Source organism: Corallococcus terminator (assembly GCF_049194865.1).
GTDB lineage: Bacteria > Myxococcota > Myxococcia > Myxococcales > Myxococcaceae > Myxococcus > Myxococcus terminator_A.
In genome coordinates this window covers 1-19406 of sequence record NZ_JBLZWL010000096.1, presented here as the reverse complement: position 1 = coordinate 19406, position 19406 = coordinate 1, and the positions used below count along the sequence as shown (strand labels likewise).

Annotated in this window: 7 protein-coding genes; 3 read left to right on the top strand and 4 right to left on the bottom strand. The window is 68.9% G+C overall.

Translation table 11 applies throughout. The features are described 5' to 3' along the window. The first annotated feature begins 12 nt into the window (after positions 1-12). On the top strand, positions 13-12507 hold the full coding sequence (locus ACN469_RS29180; RefSeq protein WP_498773047.1) for an amino acid adenylation domain-containing protein: 12495 nt from the start codon (positions 13-15) through the stop codon (positions 12505-12507). A 155-nt stretch (positions 12508-12662) separates the two neighbouring features. On the opposite strand, the gene ACN469_RS29175 is transcribed toward ACN469_RS29180, so the two are convergent. The 4 genes from ACN469_RS29175 to ACN469_RS29160 form a co-directional block, all read right to left on the bottom strand. Beyond that, a complete protein-coding gene (locus ACN469_RS29175) occupies positions 12663-14417 on the bottom strand; it encodes an LVIVD repeat-containing protein (protein WP_498773045.1) in 1755 nt (584 codons plus the stop codon). Positions 14418-14601: 184 nt separating this feature from the next. Beyond that, complete coding sequence (locus ACN469_RS29170; RefSeq protein WP_498773043.1) at positions 14602-15147, bottom strand: alpha/beta fold hydrolase; 546 nt, start codon at positions 15145-15147, stop codon at positions 14602-14604. A 160-nt stretch (positions 15148-15307) separates the two neighbouring features. Continuing rightward, positions 15308-16546, bottom strand: a complete 1239-nt coding sequence (locus ACN469_RS29165; RefSeq protein WP_498773041.1) for a M12 family metallopeptidase — start codon at positions 16544-16546, stop codon at positions 15308-15310. A gap of 340 nt (positions 16547-16886) precedes the next feature. Continuing rightward, positions 16887-17051: a hypothetical protein gene (locus tag ACN469_RS29160; protein ID WP_498773039.1), complete on the bottom strand. Its 165-nt coding sequence runs from the start codon at positions 17049-17051 to the stop codon at positions 16887-16889. Between the two features lie 158 nt (positions 17052-17209). On the opposite strand from ACN469_RS29160, the gene ACN469_RS29155 reads away from it, so the two are divergent. Further along, positions 17210-18721 (top strand): DNA-3-methyladenine glycosylase 2 family protein, encoded by a 1512-nt coding sequence (locus ACN469_RS29155; protein ID WP_498773037.1) that lies wholly within the window; start codon positions 17210-17212, stop codon positions 18719-18721. Further along, entirely contained in the window at positions 18721-19233 is a 513-nt protein-coding gene (locus ACN469_RS29150; protein WP_498773035.1) for a methylated-DNA--[protein]-cysteine S-methyltransferase, read from the top strand. The genes ACN469_RS29155 and ACN469_RS29150 overlap by 1 nt, the downstream gene beginning before the upstream one ends. Positions 19234-19406: the final 173 nt, after the last annotated feature.

Genomic DNA, 19406 nt, shown 5'->3' with positions numbered 1-19406 from the left:
AGAGCCTCCTCCATGAACCGTAGTTCGAAGAACCCCGACCAGCTCACCCCGAAGCAGCGCGCGCTGTACGAACTGCTGCTCCAGGAGAAAAAGGGGCAGCTCCAGGCAGCCTCCACGAAGGCCGTCGAGCGAACTATCCCAAAGCGCCAGGACCTGGGACCGGCGCCGGTGTCCTTCCCCCAGCAGCGACTGTGGGTGGTCGACCAGCTCGAGGCAGGCCGCTCCTCCGCCTACAACGTCCACATCACCGTCCAGTTCACTGGCGCGCTGGACATCCTGTTGCTGGAGCGGTGTGTGAACGGCGTGGTGCGGCGCCACGACTCGCTGCGCACCGTCTTCGCCGCGCGCGACGACGGCATGCCCGTGCAGGTGGTGCTGTCGGAGCTGCGGCTGCACATCCCCATCGAGGACATCTCGCACCTGCCCAAGGAAGCACAGGACGCGGAGGTGGAGCGGCGCACCCGCGAGGAGTCGCAGCGCCTCTTCGATCTGGCGCGCGGGCCGCTGCTGCGCGGCAAGGTGCTGCGGCTGGGGCCGGATGACCACGTGGCGCTCGTCACCATGCACCACCTGGTGACCGACCGCTGGTCGCTGGGCGTCTTCGTGCGCGAGCTGATGGCGCTCTATGCGGCGGAAGTCACCAGTCAGGCGGCGGACCTGTCGGAGCTGGTGATTCAATACCCGGACTTCGCCGCGTGGCAGCGCGGGCGGATGCAGGGCGAGCGGCTGCGCGCGGAGCTGGACTTCTGGAAGCAGCACCTGCGCACGCTGCCCGCGCCGCTGGAGCTGCCCACCGACAGGCCCCGCCCCCCGGAGCAGACCTACCGGGGCTCGCGCCAGTTCGTCACCCTGCCCGTGGCGCTGACGCGCGCGCTGAAGGAGGTCGCCCAGCAGGAGGGGGCCACCCTCTTCATGACGCTGCTGGCGACCTTCCAGACGCTGCTGCACCGGTACTCGGGGCAGACGGACATCACCGTCGGCTCACCCATCGCCGGCCGCAACGTGCCGGAGCTCGAGTCACTCATCGGCTTCTTCGTCAACACGCTGGTGCTGCGCAACCACCTGGACGGCGACCCCACCTTCCGCGATCTGCTCCGGCGCGCGAAGGCGGTGTGCATGGCGGCGTACGCGCACCAGGAGCTGCCCTTCGAGAAGCTGGTGGAGGAACTCAATCCTCCTCGCGACCTGGGCCGTCACCCCATCTTCCAGGTCATGTTCGGCTTCCAGAACACCCCGCGCCAGGACCTGTCCATGCCGGGGCTGAAGTCCACGTACCTCCTCGTGGACCCGGGCTCGGCCAAGTTCGACCTGCTCCTGGAGCTGCGCGAGGACCGGCCGGACGAGATCTTCGGCTGGTTCGAATACAACACCGACCTGTTCGACGCGGCGACCCTCCAGCGGCTGCGCGGGCACTTCTACACGCTGATGGACGCAGTCGCCGCGAACCCGGACCAGCGGCTGTCCGCGCTTCCCTTGATGAACGCCGAGGAACAGCGCCAGCTCCTGGTGGATGGGAATGGCCCGCGCGCGGAGTACCCACGGGACATGCCCATGCATGAGCTGTTCGCGCACCACTCCGCGCGGGCACCCCAGGCCGTGGCCGTCGAGCACGAGGGCCGCACCCTCACCTACGCCGAGCTGGATGCGCGCGCAAACCAGCTCGCGCGCCACCTGCTGTCCCTGGGGCTGCGGCCCGAGGCGCGCGTCGGCCTGTGCGTCGAGCGGGGCCCGGACCTTGTCACGGGCATGCTCGGCATCCTCAAGGCCGGAGGCGTCTACGTGCCGCTGGATCCAGCCTACCCCCGCCAGCGACTGGCCTTCATGTTCGAGGACTCCAGCGTGGCCGTGGTGCTCACGCAGCAGCCACTGCGGCCCTTGTTGCCTCCGCACTCGCGGCCCACCGTGTGCCTGGACTCGGACTGGCCGGTCATCTCCCGCGAACCCGTCGAGCCGCCCACGGGCATCCGCGTCTCCTCGGACCAGCTCGCGTACGTCCTCTACACGTCGGGATCCACGGGGAAGCCCAAGGGCGTGGCCATCTCGCACCGCTCCATCGTCCACCTGGTGCGCGACACGAACTACGTGGACCTGGGCCCGGACGACTGCATGGCCCAGGTGGGCACGCCCTCCTTCGACGCGGCCACCTTCGAGCTCTGGGGCGCGCTGCTCAACGGCGCGCGGCTGGTCATCATCCCCCGCGATGTCTTGCTCTCTCCGGAGGACCTGGCGCTGCGGCTGGCCGAGGTGAAGGCCACCTGCGCGCTGCTCACCACGGCCCTCTTCAACCAGGTGGCCCACGAGAAGCCCTCCGCCTTCTCGGCCATGCGCTACGTCTTCTTCGGTGGAGAGAAGGCCTCTCCCCAGGCCGTGCGACAGGTCCTGCACGCCGGCCGTCCCGGACAGCTCGTCAACCTCTATGGCCCCACCGAGGTCACGGTGTGCGCCACCTTCCACCCCCTGTTGAGCCTTCCGGCGGGGGCCACCTCGGTGCCCATCGGTAGGCCCCTGGCCCGCATGCGACTGTACGTGCTCGACGCTCACGGGCGGCCCGTGCCGCGCGGTGTGCCAGGAGAGCTGTACGTCGGAGGCGACGGGCTGGCGCGCGGCTACCTCGGGCGGCCGGACCTGACGGCAGAGCGCTTCGTGCCGGATGCGCTCAGCGGCGAGCTCGGGGCACGGCTGTACCGCACCGGGGACATGGTGCGCTGGCTCCAGGACGGCACGCTGGACTTCGTGGGCCGGGTGGACACGCAGGTGAAGGTGCGCGGCAGGCGCATCGAGCCGGGGGAGATTGAAGCGGCCCTGCGCGAGCACCCCTCGGTTCACGAGGCGGTGGTGCTGGTGCGCGAAGACGTGCCCGGCACCGTGCGCCTCGTCGCCTACTGCGTGCCCTCGGCCTCGGAAGAGGGAGCCGCGCTGGATGTCCAGGCGCTGCGCACCGCTCTCGCCGAGCGGTTGCCCGAGTTCATGGTGCCCTCGGCCTTCGTCGTGCTGCGGGAGCTGCCGCTGTCGCCCAGCGGCAAGGTGGACCGCGAGGCCCTCTCCGCACCGGACGCGAAGCCGCCCGAGGCCGGTGGTGACCGCGTCGAGCCGCGTACACCCCAGGAGAAGGCACTGGCCGCCGTCTGGACGCAGTTGCTGGGCGTGCCCCGCGTCAGCCCGGACGACAACTTCTTCGAGCTGGGTGGCGACTCCATTCTCGCCATCCAGGTTGTCTCGCGAGCACGCCAGGCAGGCCTGCACCTGGCGGCCAGCCAGTTATTCCAACACCAGACGCTGGAGGCCCTGGCGCGCGTGGCGAAGCAGCAGGGCACACCGCGGGCCGAGCAGGGGCTGGTGCTGGGCGAGGTGGCGCTGACGCCCATCCAGCACGACTTCTTCGAGAAGCACCTGCCCCAGGCCAACCACTTCAACCAGGCCGTCATGCTCTCCGCGAGCGAGAAGGTGGACGTCCCGAGCCTGGAGAAGGCGCTGCACGCCGTCGTCGCACACCACGACGCGCTCCGGCTGCGCTTCACGCGCCGCCTGGACGGAACCTGGCAACAGCAGCTCGCGGGCCTCGAAGCCCCCATGCGCCTGGAGCAGATCCGCCTCTCCTCCGCGTCCGGTGAGGACTCATCCCAGGCGCTGGAGGCCGAAGCCACCCGCCTGCACGCCAGCCTGCGCCTGGACGAGGGACTGCTGCTGCGCGCCGCCCTCTTCGACTTCGGCCCGGAGCAGGAACAGAAGCTGCTGCTGGCGGTGCACCACCTCGCGGTGGATGGCGTCTCCTGGCGCACGCTGCTGGAGGACCTGGGCACCGCCTACGTACAAATTACGCAGGGCCGCCCGGTGACCCTGCCGCCCAAATCCACCTCCTTCAAGACGTGGGCCTCCAAGCTGGCCATCTTCGCCAGCTCCGAGAGCGTCGCGAGCGAGCTGCCCTACTGGCTGGAGCAGGGCCAGGCGCAGGCACACGCCCTGCCCATGGACGGGCCCGGCGGTGAGATTTCCGTGGCGTCCTCGCGCGTGGTGGAGGTCTCCCTGGACGAGGAAGAGACGCGCCTGCTGCTGCGGGAGACGCCGACCGCGTGGCGAGCCCACATCAACGACGTGCTGCTGACGGCACTCGCCGAAAGCCTCACGCGGTGGACGGGGCAGCCGAAGCTGCGCGTGGAGCTGGAAGGCCACGGTCGCGAAGCCCTCTTCGACGACGTGGACCTGTCGCGCACGGTGGGCTGGCACACCGCGCTCTACCCCGTGGTGCTGGATGTCTCGGACACAGCCAGCCTGGGTGACCGGCTGCGCGCGGTGCGGGACACGCTGCGGCGGCTGCCCCGGCGAGGCCTGGGCTACGGCCTCCTGCGCCACCTGGCGGACCCGGAGCAGGCCCGCAGGCTGCGCACGCAGCCGCGAGCGCAGGTGCTCTTCAACTACCTGGGCCAGTTCAACCAGGCGCCGGAGGGCGGCATGACGCTTCCCTTCCACGCCACGCGCGAGCCCATGGGCGCCACGCGCGCTCCCGAGGCCCCGCTCTCCCATCTCCTGGAGGTCAACGGCTACGTCTTCGAGGGCCGGCTGACGCTGGCATGGACGTACAGCCAGGCCGCGCACCGGGAAGAGACCATCCAGCTCCTGGCGCAGCGCTTCCTGGGAGCGCTGCGCGAGCTCATCGCCGCGCGAGAGTCGGCGGACGTGCACCGCTACACACCGACGGACTTCCCGCTGGCCCGGCTGGAGCAGGCTGAGCTGGACCGACTGCTGCCCTCGGGCACGGCGGTGGAAGACCTCTATCCGCTCTCCCCCCTGCAGCAGGGCATGCTCTTCCACACCCGCATGGCGCCAGCCTCGGGCGTCTACGTCACGCAGCTGACGTGGACCTTCGGGGGCACGGTGGACCTGGGCGCCTTGCGCCGCACGTGGGACGTGGTGGTGGCACGCCAGCCCATGCTGCGCACTGCATTTCTCACCGAAGGCATGGAGGAGCCGCTGCAGCAGGTGCATGCGCGCGCGGAGCTGCCGTGGAGCGAACTCGACTGGCGAGGCGTCCCTGAAGCCGAGCACCCCTCCCGCTTCCAGTCCCTGCTGGACGAGGACCGCGCACGAGGCTTCGACCTGCGCACGCCACCGCTGATGCGCTTGACGGTGGTGCGCCTGGACGAACGCACCCACCACGTCCTCTGGACGTTCCACCACCTGGTGCTGGATGGCTGGAGCCTGGGGCTGCTCTTCCAGGAGCTCTTCACCACCTACGCGTCGGTGCGCGTCGGAAGGAAGCCCCCGGCCCGAAGCGACGCACCCGCTTTCCGTGAGCACATCGCCTGGCTCCAGCAGCAGCCGCTGGAGGCGGCGGAGGCGTTCTGGCGCGAGGCCCTGAAAGGCTTCACCGCCCCCACGCCGCTGCCCGGCGCGCTGCCGAAGTCGACCGGTGCGGCCCTCCAGCGCAAGCACCTGCGTGTCCACCTGGGCGCGCGGGCCACCACCTCGCTGCAGGCGTTCGTCCGCCAGCACCAGCTCACGCTCAACGCCGTGGTGCAGGCCGCCTGGGCGCTGGTGCTCTCGCGGCTCACCGGTGAGCAGGACATCCTCTTCGGCGCCACCGGCTCCGGCCGCTCCACCGTGCTGCCCGGTATCGACCGCGCCCTGGGCCTGTTCATCAACACGCTGCCCATCCGCATCCAGGTGGACGATCAAGCCCCTGTGCTCTCGTGGCTGAAGCGGTTGCAGGAGCAGCAGTTGGAGCTGCGCCAGTACGAGCACACGCCGCTGGTGCGCGTGCAGGGGTGGAGCGACGTCGCGCGAGGCACGCCCCTCTTCGAGTCGCTCTTCATCCTGGAGAACTACCCGGTGGACGCGGCGGTGGGCTCGGCCAGCGCGGAGCTGGGCATCCGCGACTTCCGCGCGCTGGAGCAGGCGGACACCGCGCTGGAGGCCTACGTCATCCCTGGGGCCTCGCTGGAGCTGCGACTGCTCTTCGACGCGGCCCGCTTCGAGGCGGCGGCTCCCGAGCGCCTGCTACGCCACTGGAGCGCGGCACTGGAGGCCCTGCTGGCACGGCCCGAGGAGCGCCTGGGCCACGTCTCGTTGCTGACCGGTGACGAGCGCGACCAGGTCTTGCGCGCGTGGAACGACACCACCCGCGCTTACAACTCCGCCTGCTTGCACCAGCAGTTCGAGGCGCAAGTGACCCGCACGCCGGACGCCCCCGCGCTCTCCTTCGTCGACGAGCACCTCACCTACCGCCAGCTCCACCAGCGCGTGCTGCGCCTGTCCGCGCGCCTCCAACGGCTCGGCGTGTGCTCGGATACCCTCGTGGGCCTGTCGCTGGAGCGCTCACCCGACATGGTGGCCGCAATGCTGGCCATCCTCCACGCGGGCGGAGCCTATCTCCCGCTGGACCCGGACTACCCCACCGAGCGCCTCGCGTGGATGCTCCAGGACTCCGGAGCCCAGGTGTTGCTCACCTCGCGCCACCTGCTGGGCACCCTGCCCGCCACGGGCGTTCCGGTGCTGCTCATCGACGAGGAGACAAGTGACGAAGCGCGCGCACCCGGTGCCTCGATGCCCGATCACCTCGCGTACGTCATCTACACGTCAGGCAGCACCGGCCTGCCCAAGGGCGTCATGGTGCCGCACCGGACCGCCGCCAACTTCCTGGGCGCCATGGACGCGCTGCTGGGCACATCCACGCCGGGCATCTGGCTGGCCGTCACCAGCATCTCCTTCGACATCTCGGTGCTGGAGCTGCTGTGGACGCTGACGCGCGGCTACCACGTGGTGCTGCACGATGAGCGCACCGCTTCTCGCCGAGGCACGGCGCCTTCCCTGCATGAGGCGCTGAGTCGCCACGCCATCACTCACCTGCAATGCACTCCCGCCTTTGCCCGCGGCAGGGTGCTGGCCGCCGAGTCCGTCCCGGCCCTCGGCTCACTGCGCCACCTGCTCGTCGGCGGCGAGGCCATGCCCGGGCACCTGGCCGCGCGGCTGCGCGAGGCCCTGCCCTCCGCCACCCTCACCAACCTGTACGGCCCGACGGAGACCACCGTCTGGTCCTCCACCCACTCCGTCAGCGACGGCGACACGGGCGTGGCGACGGTCTCCATTGGCGCGCCCATCGCGAATACGCGCCTGTACGTGCTGGACGCGTCCGGACAGCCCGTGCCCACGGGAGCGCCGGGCGAGCTCTTCATCGCCGGTGACGGCGTGGTGCGCGGCTACCTCGGCCGGCCGGAGCTGACCGCCGAGCGTTTCGTGCCGGACGCCTTCTCAGGTGTCCCGGGCGGCCGCCTGTACCGCACCGGAGACCTGGCGCGCTGGCGCCATGACGGCACGCTGGACTTCCTGGGCCGCACCGACTTCCAGGTGAAGGTGCGCGGCTTCCGCATCGAATCGGGTGAAGTCGAAGCGGTGCTCTCACGCCACCCGTCCGTCCAACAGGCGGTGGCCAGCGTCCATCGTGACGCCTCCGGTGATGGGCGCCTCGTGGCCTACGTGGTACCCACTCCGTCGGCACGGGCCGAGGACACGTTGGACACCTCCGCGCTGCGTGACTTCCTCCGCGAGCACCTGCCCGAGCACATGGTGCCCTCGTTCTTCATCGCGCTGGACGCCTTCCCGCTGACGCCCAACGGCAAGGTGGACAGGAAGGCCCTGCCCGCTCCGGAGCAGCAGGACTCCCGCCGTCCGTATGTCGCGCCGCGTACCCAGACGGAGGAACAGCTTGCTGGACTCTTCGCCCAGGTGCTGGGCCCGCAACGCGTAGGCGCCACCGACAGCTTCTTCGAGTTGGGCGGGCACTCCCTGCTCGCCACCCAGGTCGTCTCGCGCATCCACGCCGCGCTGGGCGTGACGCTGCCCCTGCGCGTCCTCTTCGAGTCGCCCACCGTCGAGCAGCTCGCTCGTCAGGTGGACGCCGCGAAGCGCTCCCCCGGACTCGCACCGCCGCCGCTGCGACCCGCGCCGCGCGACGGCGTCATTCCCCTCTCCTTCGCCCAACAGCGCCTGTGGTTCCTCGACCAGCTTCAGCCGGGCGCGGCCACCTACAACCTGCCGTCGGCACTGAAGCTCGAGGGCGCCGTGGACGTGGGGGCCCTGCGCGAAGCACTGCAGTCGCTGGTGCGGAGGCACGAGTCCCTGCGCACCACCTTCGTCGTCCGCGATGGCGAGCCCACACAGCACGTCCACGCCGGGCTTCCGCTGGAGTTGCCAGTGAGTGACTTGTCCGCCATGAGCGAAGCCGTGCGGGAGGACGAGGCGCGGCGGCTGGTACACGAGGAGGCGCAGCGGCCGTTCGACCTCGCGAGCGGGCCGCTGGTGCGCGCCACGCTGGTGCGCCTCACGCCCGAGCAGCACCTGCTGCTGGTGACGCTGCACCACATCATCTCGGACGGCTGGTCCTCGGCCATCATGGTGAGAGAGCTGGGCGCGTACTACCGCGAGCGAACCGGCGGACCTCCCGCCCACCTCGCGCCGCTGGCCGTGCAGTACGCGGACTACTCGGTCTGGCAACGCCAGTGGCTCCAGGGCGACGTGCTGAAGCAGGAGCTGGACTGGTGGCGCGAGCAGCTGGCCGGAGCCCCCTCCGCCATGGAGCTGCCGACCGACAGGCCGCGTCCGGCGGTGCAAACCCACCGGGGCGCGAGGCTGCCAGTCACGCTGCCCCGGAGCGTGAGTGAGGCGGTGACGGCGCTGGCGCGGCGCGAAGGGGCCACGCCCTTCATGGTGCTGCTCGCGTCGTGGCAATTGCTGCTCGCGCGCTACTCGGGCCAGGACGACGTCTGCGTCGGCTCGCCCATCGCAAACCGCACCCGTGCGGAGACCGAGGGCCTCATCGGCTTCTTCGTCAACACGCTGGTGCTGCGCGCCCGGCTGGAGGGAAACCCGTCCTTTCGCCAGCTGCTGGCCCAGGTGCGCGAGGTGACGCTGGGCGCCTATGCCCACCAGGATGTCCCCTTCGAGAAGCTGGTGCAGGAGCTTCAGCCCGAGCGCGACCTCAGCCGCGCTCCGCTCTTCCAGGTGATGTTCATCCTGCAGAACGCGCCCGTCTCCTCCATTCGCCTGCCGGGACTGCGGATGGAGGCAGCCGAGGCCGGCGGAGGTTCCACGGCGAAGTTCGACCTGACGCTGTCCCTGTCGGAGTCGGCGGAGGGACTGTCAGGAGTCCTGGAGTTCAACACCGACCTGTTCGAGCAGGCCACGATGGCGAGGCTGCTGGGGCACCTGCGGGTCCTGCTGGAAGGGCTCGTGGTCCATCCCGAGCAACCCGTCTTCTCGCTGCCGCTGCTGGACGCGGCCGAGCGGCGCAAGCTGTTGGTGGATTGGAGCGATGGCGGCGCGACGGACCCATCGGACCTGTGCCTGCACACCCTCTTCGAACAACAGGCCCTGCACACGCCGGACGCCGTGGCCCTGGTGGCCGGTACCGAGGCACTGACGTACCGAGAACTCGATCAGCGCGCCAATCACTTGGCGCACCGGCTGCGCGGGTTGGGCGTGGGGCCGGAGGTGCGAGTGGGCGTCTGCGCCGAGCGCTCCGCGTCGTTGCTGGTGAGCCTGCTGGGCATCCTCAAGGCGGGCGGTGCCTACGTGCCGCTGGACCCGGCCTACCCGCGCCAGCGCCTCGCGGTCATGCTGGAGGACGCAAGGCCGCTCGTCCTGGTGGGCCAACGCCAGCTCCTGGACTCGCTGCCCCCCTGCGACGCAACACGAGTGGAGCTGGACACGGGCCCCGCACTCGCGGAAGCGCGGACGCACGGCCCGCGCTCCGGCGTCACCGCGGAGCACCTGTCCTATGTCCTCTACACCTCCGGCTCTACCGGCGGGCCCAAGGGCGTCGCACTGGAGCACCGGAGCGCGGTGGCCTTCCTGCGCTGGGCCGCCCGGGCATTCTCAGAGGCGGAGCTCGCGGGGGTCCTGGCCTCCACATCCATCAACTTCGACCTGTCCGTCTTCGAGTTCTTCGCGCCCCTGTCGGTCGGCGGCGCCGTGGTGCTGGCCCAGAACGCGCTGGAGCTGCCGGAGCTGCCGGCCGCCAGTCGCGTCACGCTCATCAACACCGTGCCTTCCGCCATGACGGAGCTGGTGCGCGCGCGGGCCATTCCGTCCTCGGTCCTCACGGTGAACCTTGCCGGTGAGCCGTTGCCCGGCGCCCTGGTGAAGTCCATCCATCTGGCCGCTCCCCACGTGGAGCGCGTCAACAACCTGTACGGCCCCACTGAAGACACCACGTACTCGACGTGGGCCCAGGCCCCGAGGGATGGAAGTGAGCCAGCGATTGGCCGCCCCCTGACGGGAACGCGGGCCTACGTGCTGGACGCGCTGCTGCAGCCCGTACCGGTGGGCGTGGAAGGAGAGCTGTATCTGGCCGGCGCCGGCCTGGCGCGCGGCTACTTCGGCCGCCCGGAGCTGACGGCGGAGCGGTTCGTCCCCGATGCCTTCAGTCCTGAGCCGGGGACCCGGATGTACCGCACCGGGGACAGGGTGCGGTGGAGGGAGGACGGCTCGCTACGGTACGGCGGCCGCATCGACCAGCAGGTGAAGGTGCGAGGCTTCCGCATCGAGCTCGGCGAAGTCGAAGCCGCGCTGCGCCGGCACGGCCAGGTGCGCGAGGCCATCGCCCTCGTGCGCGAGGACGCGCCGGGTGACAAGCGCCTCGTGGCCTACGTCGTCGCGCCGGGGACAAGCTCCGCCTCCCTCAAGGACGTCCTGCGCCAGACGCTGCCCGAGTACATGCGGCCCTCGGCGCTCGTGCTGCTCGACAGCCTCCCGCTGACGCCCAACGGCAAGGTGGACCGGCGCGCGCTGCCAGCTCCCGAGTCCACCGGCTCGCAAGGGCGTCAGTACCTGGAGCCCCGCACGGGGACAGAGCAGCGACTGGCCATGCTCTGGACCGAAGTGCTGGGGGCCGCGCGGCCAGGACTGGACGACGACTTCTTCGAGTTGGGAGGCCACTCGCTGCTCGCCATCCAGGTCGTGTCGCGCATCCGAGCCGCCTTTGGTGTCGCCCTCCCCCTGGGCGCGCTCTTCGAGCACCGGAACCTCGAGGCGCTCGCGCGGGCCCTGGAGCAGCTCGGCGCGGATGTTTCGCGAACCGGAGGAGCCGAGACGGAGGTGTCCGCGCGGCTCGCCTTGAAGCGCCCCACCGCACTCGGGCGCGCCACGGGCCCCGCCTCCATCGCGCAGCGCCGGTGGCTCGGCTACGCGGGCTCGAACCCGAGCCGTCCCAGGAGCACTGGCAACGTCCCGCTGTGTGTCCGCATCACCGGGCGGCTGGATATCCCGGCGCTCGAGCGGGCCCTGACCGCGCTCGTGGAGCGTCATGAAGTCCTGCGGACCCACTTCGCCCGGAGCGATGAGGGCTTCGTCTTCCAGGTGTCCCCGCCAGAGCCGGTGCGGCTGGATCAGCGGGAGTTCTCCTGGATGCCTCGGGAAGAGCGCGAAGAAGAGGTGCGCCACCGCGTGACGCAGGACACGTCGCTGCCGTTCGATCTCCTGGCCTCGCCGATGTTCCGGGCGTGGCTCTACATGCTCGGGCCCGAGGAGCACGTGCTGCTGGTGATGACACACCACATCGCCTGGGATGGCTGGTCCGAGGCCATCCTCATCCAGGAGGTCGGCCTGGCCTATGAGGCCTGCTCCCGCGGCGAGGAGCCGCTCCTGCACGAGCTGCGTATCCAGTACTCGGACTTCGCATGGTGGCAGCATGAGCAGCTGCGCGGGGCGCACCTCGAGTCGCTCGAGTCCTACTGGCGCCGGCAGTTGGCTGGTGGGGTGAGCATGGTCGACTTCCCCCTGGACAAGCCTCGCCCGGACACGCGCAGCTACAGCACGCTGTCAGCGACGTCCCATTTCCCGGCGAGGCTGTCCGCCGCCATCAAGGCGCTCAGCCAGCGAGAAGGCGCCACGCTGTATATGATTGCGATGGCCGCCTACCAGTCCCTGCTCGCATTGCGCAGCGGCGCTCGGGATGTCTCTGTCTTCAGCAACATCGGAACCCGCGAGCATCTCGACGTGGAGAACCTCATTGGCTGCTTCACCAACATCGTCCTCATCCGCACCCACCTGGAGGGAGACCCCACCTTCCAGGAGTTGCTCGCACGGGTGCGCGAGTCGGTGCTTGGCGCGCTCGCGCACTCCGCCCTGCCCTATCAGCGCGTGCTGGACATGATCGGGCAGAACCCAGACAGCCAGAGCGCGCGCACCTTTCCCGGCCTGAACCTGCAGACCTTCCAGAAAGCCGGGGCATCCGAGCTCGCGCTCGAAGGACTTCAGCTTGACCGCCTGAGCATCCCCCAGAGCGGCAACCTGATGGTCAACATGTTCTTCTTCATCTCCGAGTCGGAGGACAGCGTCTCGGTGACAGCCAAGGCCAATGGCGACCTCTACGAAGCGCGAACGGTGGAGCGCATCGTGGAGGACTTCCAGAGACTCCTGGAGGTTGCGTGCGCGAATCCGGACCTGCGGCTCTCCGAGCTGCTGTGCGGAGAGGGGCCGGGTCGCGCAACGGGAAGGAAATCCCCGACAAAGTGACTGTGCGCCGGCCAAGTTCGAATGGGCAGCGGCATCGTCAGTCTGTCCACCGAACCGGAGCACGCCCAGGCGGACAGCTTCCGGCGGCCGGTGGAGCGCGGGCCGTGGGCCCGGACCCGGGGAACACTCCACCGGGTCCGGGCACGACTCCGCCGCTACAGCTCGTCGAGGATGATGAGGCCGCGCGCCGAGTCCACGACGTACACGTAGCCGTCACCGGGGATGCGCACGCCGATGGCGCCCTCGAGGCTGCCGGGCATCTGGTCCGGGTGGTCCTCGCGGAAGGTGTTGAAGTGGGCGACCTGCCGGGGCTGGGTGGGATTGGAGACGTCAATGACGCGCAAGCCCTCCTGGTACCAGGCGATGTAGAGGAGGTTGCCGCGCAGGAGCAGGTTGTGAATGGACGCGGGGGCGCGCATGCGGAACGTGCCGATGAGCGGGATGTTCGTCGGGTCCGTCACGTCGAGCACGCGCAAGTGGGCGCCGGCGCCCTCCCCTCCCTCGAAGGCGATGGTGCGTCCCGCGAAGGTGCCCACCGCGTTGTGGTGGGCGTAGACGAAGGACCCCGGGGGTGTGTAGTTGCCGAGGTGCTGGACGTTGTCCAGGTCGGTGATGTCCATGATGGAGAAGCCCGAGTCCGCGTTGCTGATGTAGAGCCGGTCCCCGTACACGAAGGAGTCATGCGGGCCGCCGCTGAAGCCCCCGGGCGTGGGCGTGACGAGCTGGAGCAAGGTGGGCTCGAGCGGCGTGGTGATGTCATAGACATAGGTGCCCGTGCCGGCGCTGTTGGCATAGACGCGGTTGCCCTCGACGAGCACGGTGTGGACTTGGGCCGGGCCCTCCGCGCGGCGCACGAAGACGGGGTTGGCCGGGTCGCTGATGTCGAAGACGACGAGCCCCGACGAGTCGCTGGCGATGTAGAGCGCGTCCCCCTTTGCCCAGACGCCGTTCCAGGCACCATCCCCGGCGATGCTGATCGTCTTGACGAGCGTGGGGTTCGTCCGGTCCTTCACGTCGAAGACGGACAGGCCACCCACCTGCGGGGTCCGCCCCAGTGAGACGACATAGGCGTGCTCCTTGGCGACGTAGATGTCCACGGGCAGGCCGATGGGCGTGGAGGCCTCTCCCACGCGGGAGAGCCCACCGGAGGACTCGCCCTCGCCAGGTACCCAGGTCATCCGGTAGGCCTCGAAGGTACCGAGCGTCTTGCTGTAGCCGGAGAAGGGACTGTCGAAGCACGACACGTAACAGCCGGTGATGACGCCGGGTGAGGGGACGTGGCAGCCGGCGAACGCGGTGGTGGTGGTGGCGTCGCCCATGGGAGTCCAGTTGGTGCGGCGTCCCGCGACGAAGAAGGTGCCACCCTCCGTCACGCGGGCCAGGAGGGGCGCATTGCCCATCGAGTCCTTGGAGCCATCCAGGCTGAGCTGGAAGGCGCCGCTGCCGTTGGAGACGGAGGTGGAGGTGGGGCGGTCCGCGCGGACGCGCAGCTCCGTGCGGGTGCTGAGCTGGAAGATGCCCTGGCCCTCGAGGGCGGAGAGCTGCTCGGTGGAGCAGCTCGACAGGTCGAAGCTCGAGAGGCTCTGGCAGCGCTGCGGGTCCAGGTTCTCGGCGTCGAGGAACTGGCACGTGTCGTAGCGGCCCCTGTCGATCCAATCGCCCTGGTCCTCGAGCACGGTGTACGTGCCGTCCCAGGGCGGCGAGCCGCTGTCCGGCGTGCCCGCGTCTTCGAGAGGTGGGCCGCTGTCGGGAGTCCCCGCGTCCTCGGGAGGCAGGCCGCTGTCAGGCGTCCCTGAGTCCGGAAGCGAGCCCGCGTCCTTGCCGGAGTCGGAGTCGCCGCAGGCGACGAGGAGGGGGAGGAGAACACAGAGGAAGCGCCACGAACCCTGCGATGACGGACGTGTGTGCATGGAAGGCCTCGGGAAGACCACCCGGAAGGTGCGGGTGGTGCCTCCAGAAATAGAGAGGCGCGCTCCTGGCGCTAATGCGGGCAGAGGATGCTTGCTGAATGATGACGGAATCGCGGACACGCACCGTGCTCGCGGCGCTTCAGCCCGGCTGGGTCCTGTCCTTGCAATGGCCCGGGTCCCGGCTTCACCCCATCCCTCTCATGCGCCGCTCCTGGAGCCCGCTGTCCTGGCTCAGCTCGAGGGTGGGGGCGCCTGAGCCACGAAGGACTCCAGCGCATCCTCGAACCGGGCTGTCGCCTCCAGGAAGGGCATATGGCCCACCCCGGGCAGCCAGGGACATCATCCCCGGCCCGAACAGCGCGCGCGCCGGCCTGCCCGTCTTGAGCGCCGCCGCCACGAAGAACAAACCACCCAGTGCGTCGTCGCCGTGACGCCGCAGGTAGTCGCCGACGACGACACCGTCGTAGGACCAGGCCACGACGACGGGCCGTATCAACCCGAGCTGCTGGATGACCGCGGCGAGGTCTCCCGCGAAGTGGACCCCGTCAACATAGGGAGCATCGCCCTCGGGCTTGTCGGAGTCCCCGTGCCCGCGCAGGTCGATGGCGACGAGGTGATGACGCTCGGCCAGTCGACCTCGCAGCACCTCGTCCCAGTTCCCTCGGCCCTGGGCGAGCCCGTGCACGAAGAGGAGGCTCGGCGCACCCGCTGCCGGGCCCGACTCGTCCACCGCGAGCCGAACCCCTCCTGACCCCTCGACGAAGCGCGTGGGGTGTCTACAGAACTGGACTGCTCCCACATTCCCCGCCCTGCGTTCGGGTGAACGGAGGGGGCCCTTCTTGGGCCCCCTCTCCAGTCTCGCGCGTGTTCGACGGCGCCGCTTGCGGGCGTCACTCGGGGAGGAGCGTGTCCAGGCCTTGCAGGGGGGTGGTCAGGCAGTCGAAGGAGTTGAGCCGGCAGAAGCCGATGCCATCGAGCACCCCGTTTGCTCCCGTGTTCATCACGACATACACGTACAGGATCTTGCCGTTGGTGATGCGGGAGTTCCCCTCTTGAGGCGTGATGACCTCGGTGCGTGTGAGGGGCGTCGGAGCGGGCGGTGCAGTCAGGCCGGTCGACAGGAAGCCGTTATTCTGCACGCCGAACGGTGCGAGCCGAGCGGGAGTGTCTTCTCCCTTGAATCCGATGCGAAGCGCCCAGGACTCCGCGTCGAGTCCGCTGCGATTGGTGATGCCCAGGCGGAGGAGCTTCTGCCCGCTCGACAATTGGGCTTGCTCGACCTTCACCGGATCGGTCTCTTCCGTGGCGCTGACCGTGAAGGGCAGCGAATCGTTGCTCACGGTGTACTTCAGCTTCAGCGCATAACGGTCGAGATAGCTCAACTCCGCGCCTTCTCCCACATATTGGCGGACCGTCTCCGTCGTCACCACGGGATCCGACGGGAGGTTGTTGTATTTGCGCACCTCGCGCTGGAAGAGCGTGTGGACCTTGGGGTCGTTTCTGAGGTCGAACACGAAGTCGCTCGTGGAGTAGTCGTAGTGCAGTCGCGAGACGAGGTCGTAGTGCCCGATGGGGTTCCTGTTCTTGATATCCGAGTTGCCATTGGAGGAGATGACATCCACATAGGTGTCGCGGTCGAGGCGGGCTTGCTCGTGATAGAAACCGAGCGCATGCATCATCTCGTGGCGCACCACGGACGCCGACGCCTTGGTGCCCAGTTCCACTTTTGCCCAGGTGAAGTATCCGTACTCGGGGGTGTGTGGCCCCCAGCTCGTAGAGCCAGAGTTGTTCTGGGACCCGCTCGGCAGGAACTTGACCATGCTGGTCGTCGCGGCCGGCACTTCCTGCCAATCCACTTCGGTGGTGGTGTTGAAGTAGGTGGCCGCGTCACGAATGACTTGCACGACACTCGCGGACAGGTTGCTGTCCAACGAGTAGAGGATGGGTTTGTTCTGCCAGGTAGGGCCATCTGGCAGGCTCTGGGCTTGGACCTCCGAGGTGCTCATCGAAAGAAGCTGCTCCACCTTGCCGAGGATGGTGTGTCCGAGCACGAGGTAGCCCTGGTGCTCCCGGGCGGCGACCGTCGTGCGCTCCCAGTCGAGCGGGAACTTCACGGAGACGTGATGCACGGGTGCATCCGGTGGAACCTCCGCGACGTCGAACCCCGGGCTCGGGTCGTCAGCGGAAGGCTCCGAAGGACTGACCGGGCCGCACGCGACGAGCCACGCCACGAGCAGCAACAAGTGCTTGCTGCTCGGGCTCCGGAACGATGGATGGGGGTGGTGGGCCGTCGTTGTCGACGGAGGGACTGGGGTGGATGGGATGTGGGGATTCATGGACATATCGCGGACCCTCTGCTGCTGCGTGAGCACAGGAGTGAGTGACTCCTGGCAACACGCATCGTCGCAGCCCCCTTCGAGGGTCGCTGTGGCCCGGTTCATACGGAAGCTGTGAACCAGGTCTCACGGCCTACGCCGCGAGCTTGCGTTGCAGCCACGCATCGGCCGCGAACTTCCCTGGCCCTGCGGCGAGCAGGAGCACGGAGATGACGAGGTAGAGCAGGGCAATCTCTGTCCACCGGCCGCGAGCATCGGTCGGGCCGCCCGTCTGCGGCCCTCTTCGGCCCCTCTGCACCCTCCCTCCCCTCAACAGGGCCCCCTTCCCTCTTATGCGCCACCCATGAAAGCGGTATGAGCGGCGGCGGCGGAACAAAGTCGCTGAACGAAACGGACATTCATGACGATGTCCGAATCCGGCGAGTCCGCCGCCCGGCGCGGTGCTAGCCTGCACTCATGTCGACGCTTGCCAACGCCACTGCGATCCCTGACGCGAACACCTGTGAGCAGGCACGCCTCACCCGCGACCCACGTTTCGACGGGCTGTTTTTTACCGCGGTCACCAGCACCCAGATCTATTGCCGCCCCGTCTGTCCGGCGCCGATGGCCAAGCGCTTCACGTACTACGCCAGCGCAGCCGCCGCGGAAGCCGGCGGCTACCGGCCTTGCCTGCGATGTCGCCCGGAGCTGTCACCCGGCGACGGCGCATGGCGTCGTGGCGATGCGCTGTTGGCGCGCGCTTTGAAACTGATCGAACAAGGCGTTCTCGACGAACAGCCACTGTCCGCGCTCGCCGAACGCGTCGACATCGGCGAACGCCAGCTGCGTCGGCTGTTCGTCGAACGCCTCGGCGTGTCGCCAACGGGGGTGCATGGCACGCGACGCTTGTTGTTCGCCAAACAGTTGCTGACGGAAACGGCGATGCCGATCACCGAAGTCGCGCTTGCGGCCGGTTTCGCCAGCCTGCGTCGCTTCAACGCCGCCTTCCTCGAAGCCTATCGGATGGCTCCGCGCGACCTGCGCAAGCAACGCGTCGAAGTTCCCGGCGAGACCTTGACGCTGCGCCTGGGTTACCGCCCACCCTACGACTTCATCGCGATGCTCGATTTCCTGCGCGGGCGTGCGCTGCCCGGCGTCGAAGTGGTGGATGCCACGAGTTACTCGCGGATGTTCGGCTCGAGCGATGCGCCGGGCTGGCTGCGTGTTTCGCAATGGCCCGCATCGCATCGCCTGGCGGACGCCAATGCGCTGCGGCTCGAACTGCACGGCGCGCGCCCTTCGCAGCTGATGGAGAGCGTCCATCGGCTGCGACGCATGTTCGACCTCGACGCGGATCCACAGGCCATCATCGAAGCGCTCGGCGCCGATGCGCGGCTGCGTCCGTTGCTGAAGCAGCGCGCGGGACTGCGCGTTCCCAGCGGCTGGGACGGCTTCGAGAGCGCGGTGCGCGCGATCATCGGCCAACAGGTCAGCGTCGCCGGCGCACGCACGCTGGCGACGCGACTTTCGCATCACTTCGGCCAGCCACTGCCCGCACCCCTCGCGCCTGGACTCGACCACATCTTCCCCACGCCCGATGCGCTGGCCGACGCCGACCTGGGTGAGATCGGCCTGACACGCGCGCGTGCGCAGACCTTACGGACCCTGGCGCGCGCACTTCTGGAGGGCCACGTCGACTTCAAGCCGGAGCGCACGCTGGACGACTTCACGGCGCGATGGGCCGCGTTGCCCGGCATCGGCCCGTGGACCGCGCATGACATCGCGCTGCGCGCATTGGGCCATCCCGATGCATTCCCCGCCGACGACCTGGTGCTGCGGCGCGCGGTACCCAACGATGGTTCACGCATGAGCGCGAAGGCGCTGACCGCGCGGGCGGAAGCCTGGCGTCCCTGGCGCGCCTATGCGGTGATTCATCTGTGGAAGGATTCAATGGGGCCACCCATCAGGAAGGCAAAGGTGACCGCGTAATGCAAAGCAACCTGTTCTATCGCCACATCGAAAGCCCGGTCGGGGCGTTGCTGATTGCCGGCAATGACGAGGGCCTGCGGCTGATCGAGTTCCATACACCGCGCCACCCGATGCGTCGTGGCGAGGATTGGCATGAAGGCGACCACGCGGTCCTGCGGGACACTCAGAAGCAGTTGGACGAATACTTCGCGGGCAAACGCCGGGGCTTCGAACTGCCTCTGGCGCCGCAGGGGACGCAGTTCCAGCGCCAGGTGTGGTTGGAACTCGCCAACATTCCATTTGGCGGCACGATCAGTTACGCCGAACTCGCGCTGCGCCTGGACAGACCCACGGCGACGCGCGCGGTGGGCGCGGCCAATGGGCGCAATCCGATTCCCATCGTGCTCCCTTGTCATCGCGTCATCGGCACAAACGGCAGCCTCACCGGTTTCGGCGGCGGATTGCCGACCAAGCAGTTCCTGCTGCGGTTGGAAGGAGCGATGCCGCGTCAGGTGGATCTGTTCGCGGTATAGGGCAGAACAAGCTCCTCGCTACAAGCATCAACCCAGCAGCACGCGCATGGCGTCGCGATAGCGCGCCGCAATCGCGTCACGATCGAGATGCTCGCCGCCACGCACCCCGTCTGTGGCACTCCTCGGCCCCTCTTCACCCGCCCTCCCCCTCAACAGGGCCCCCATCCCTCTTT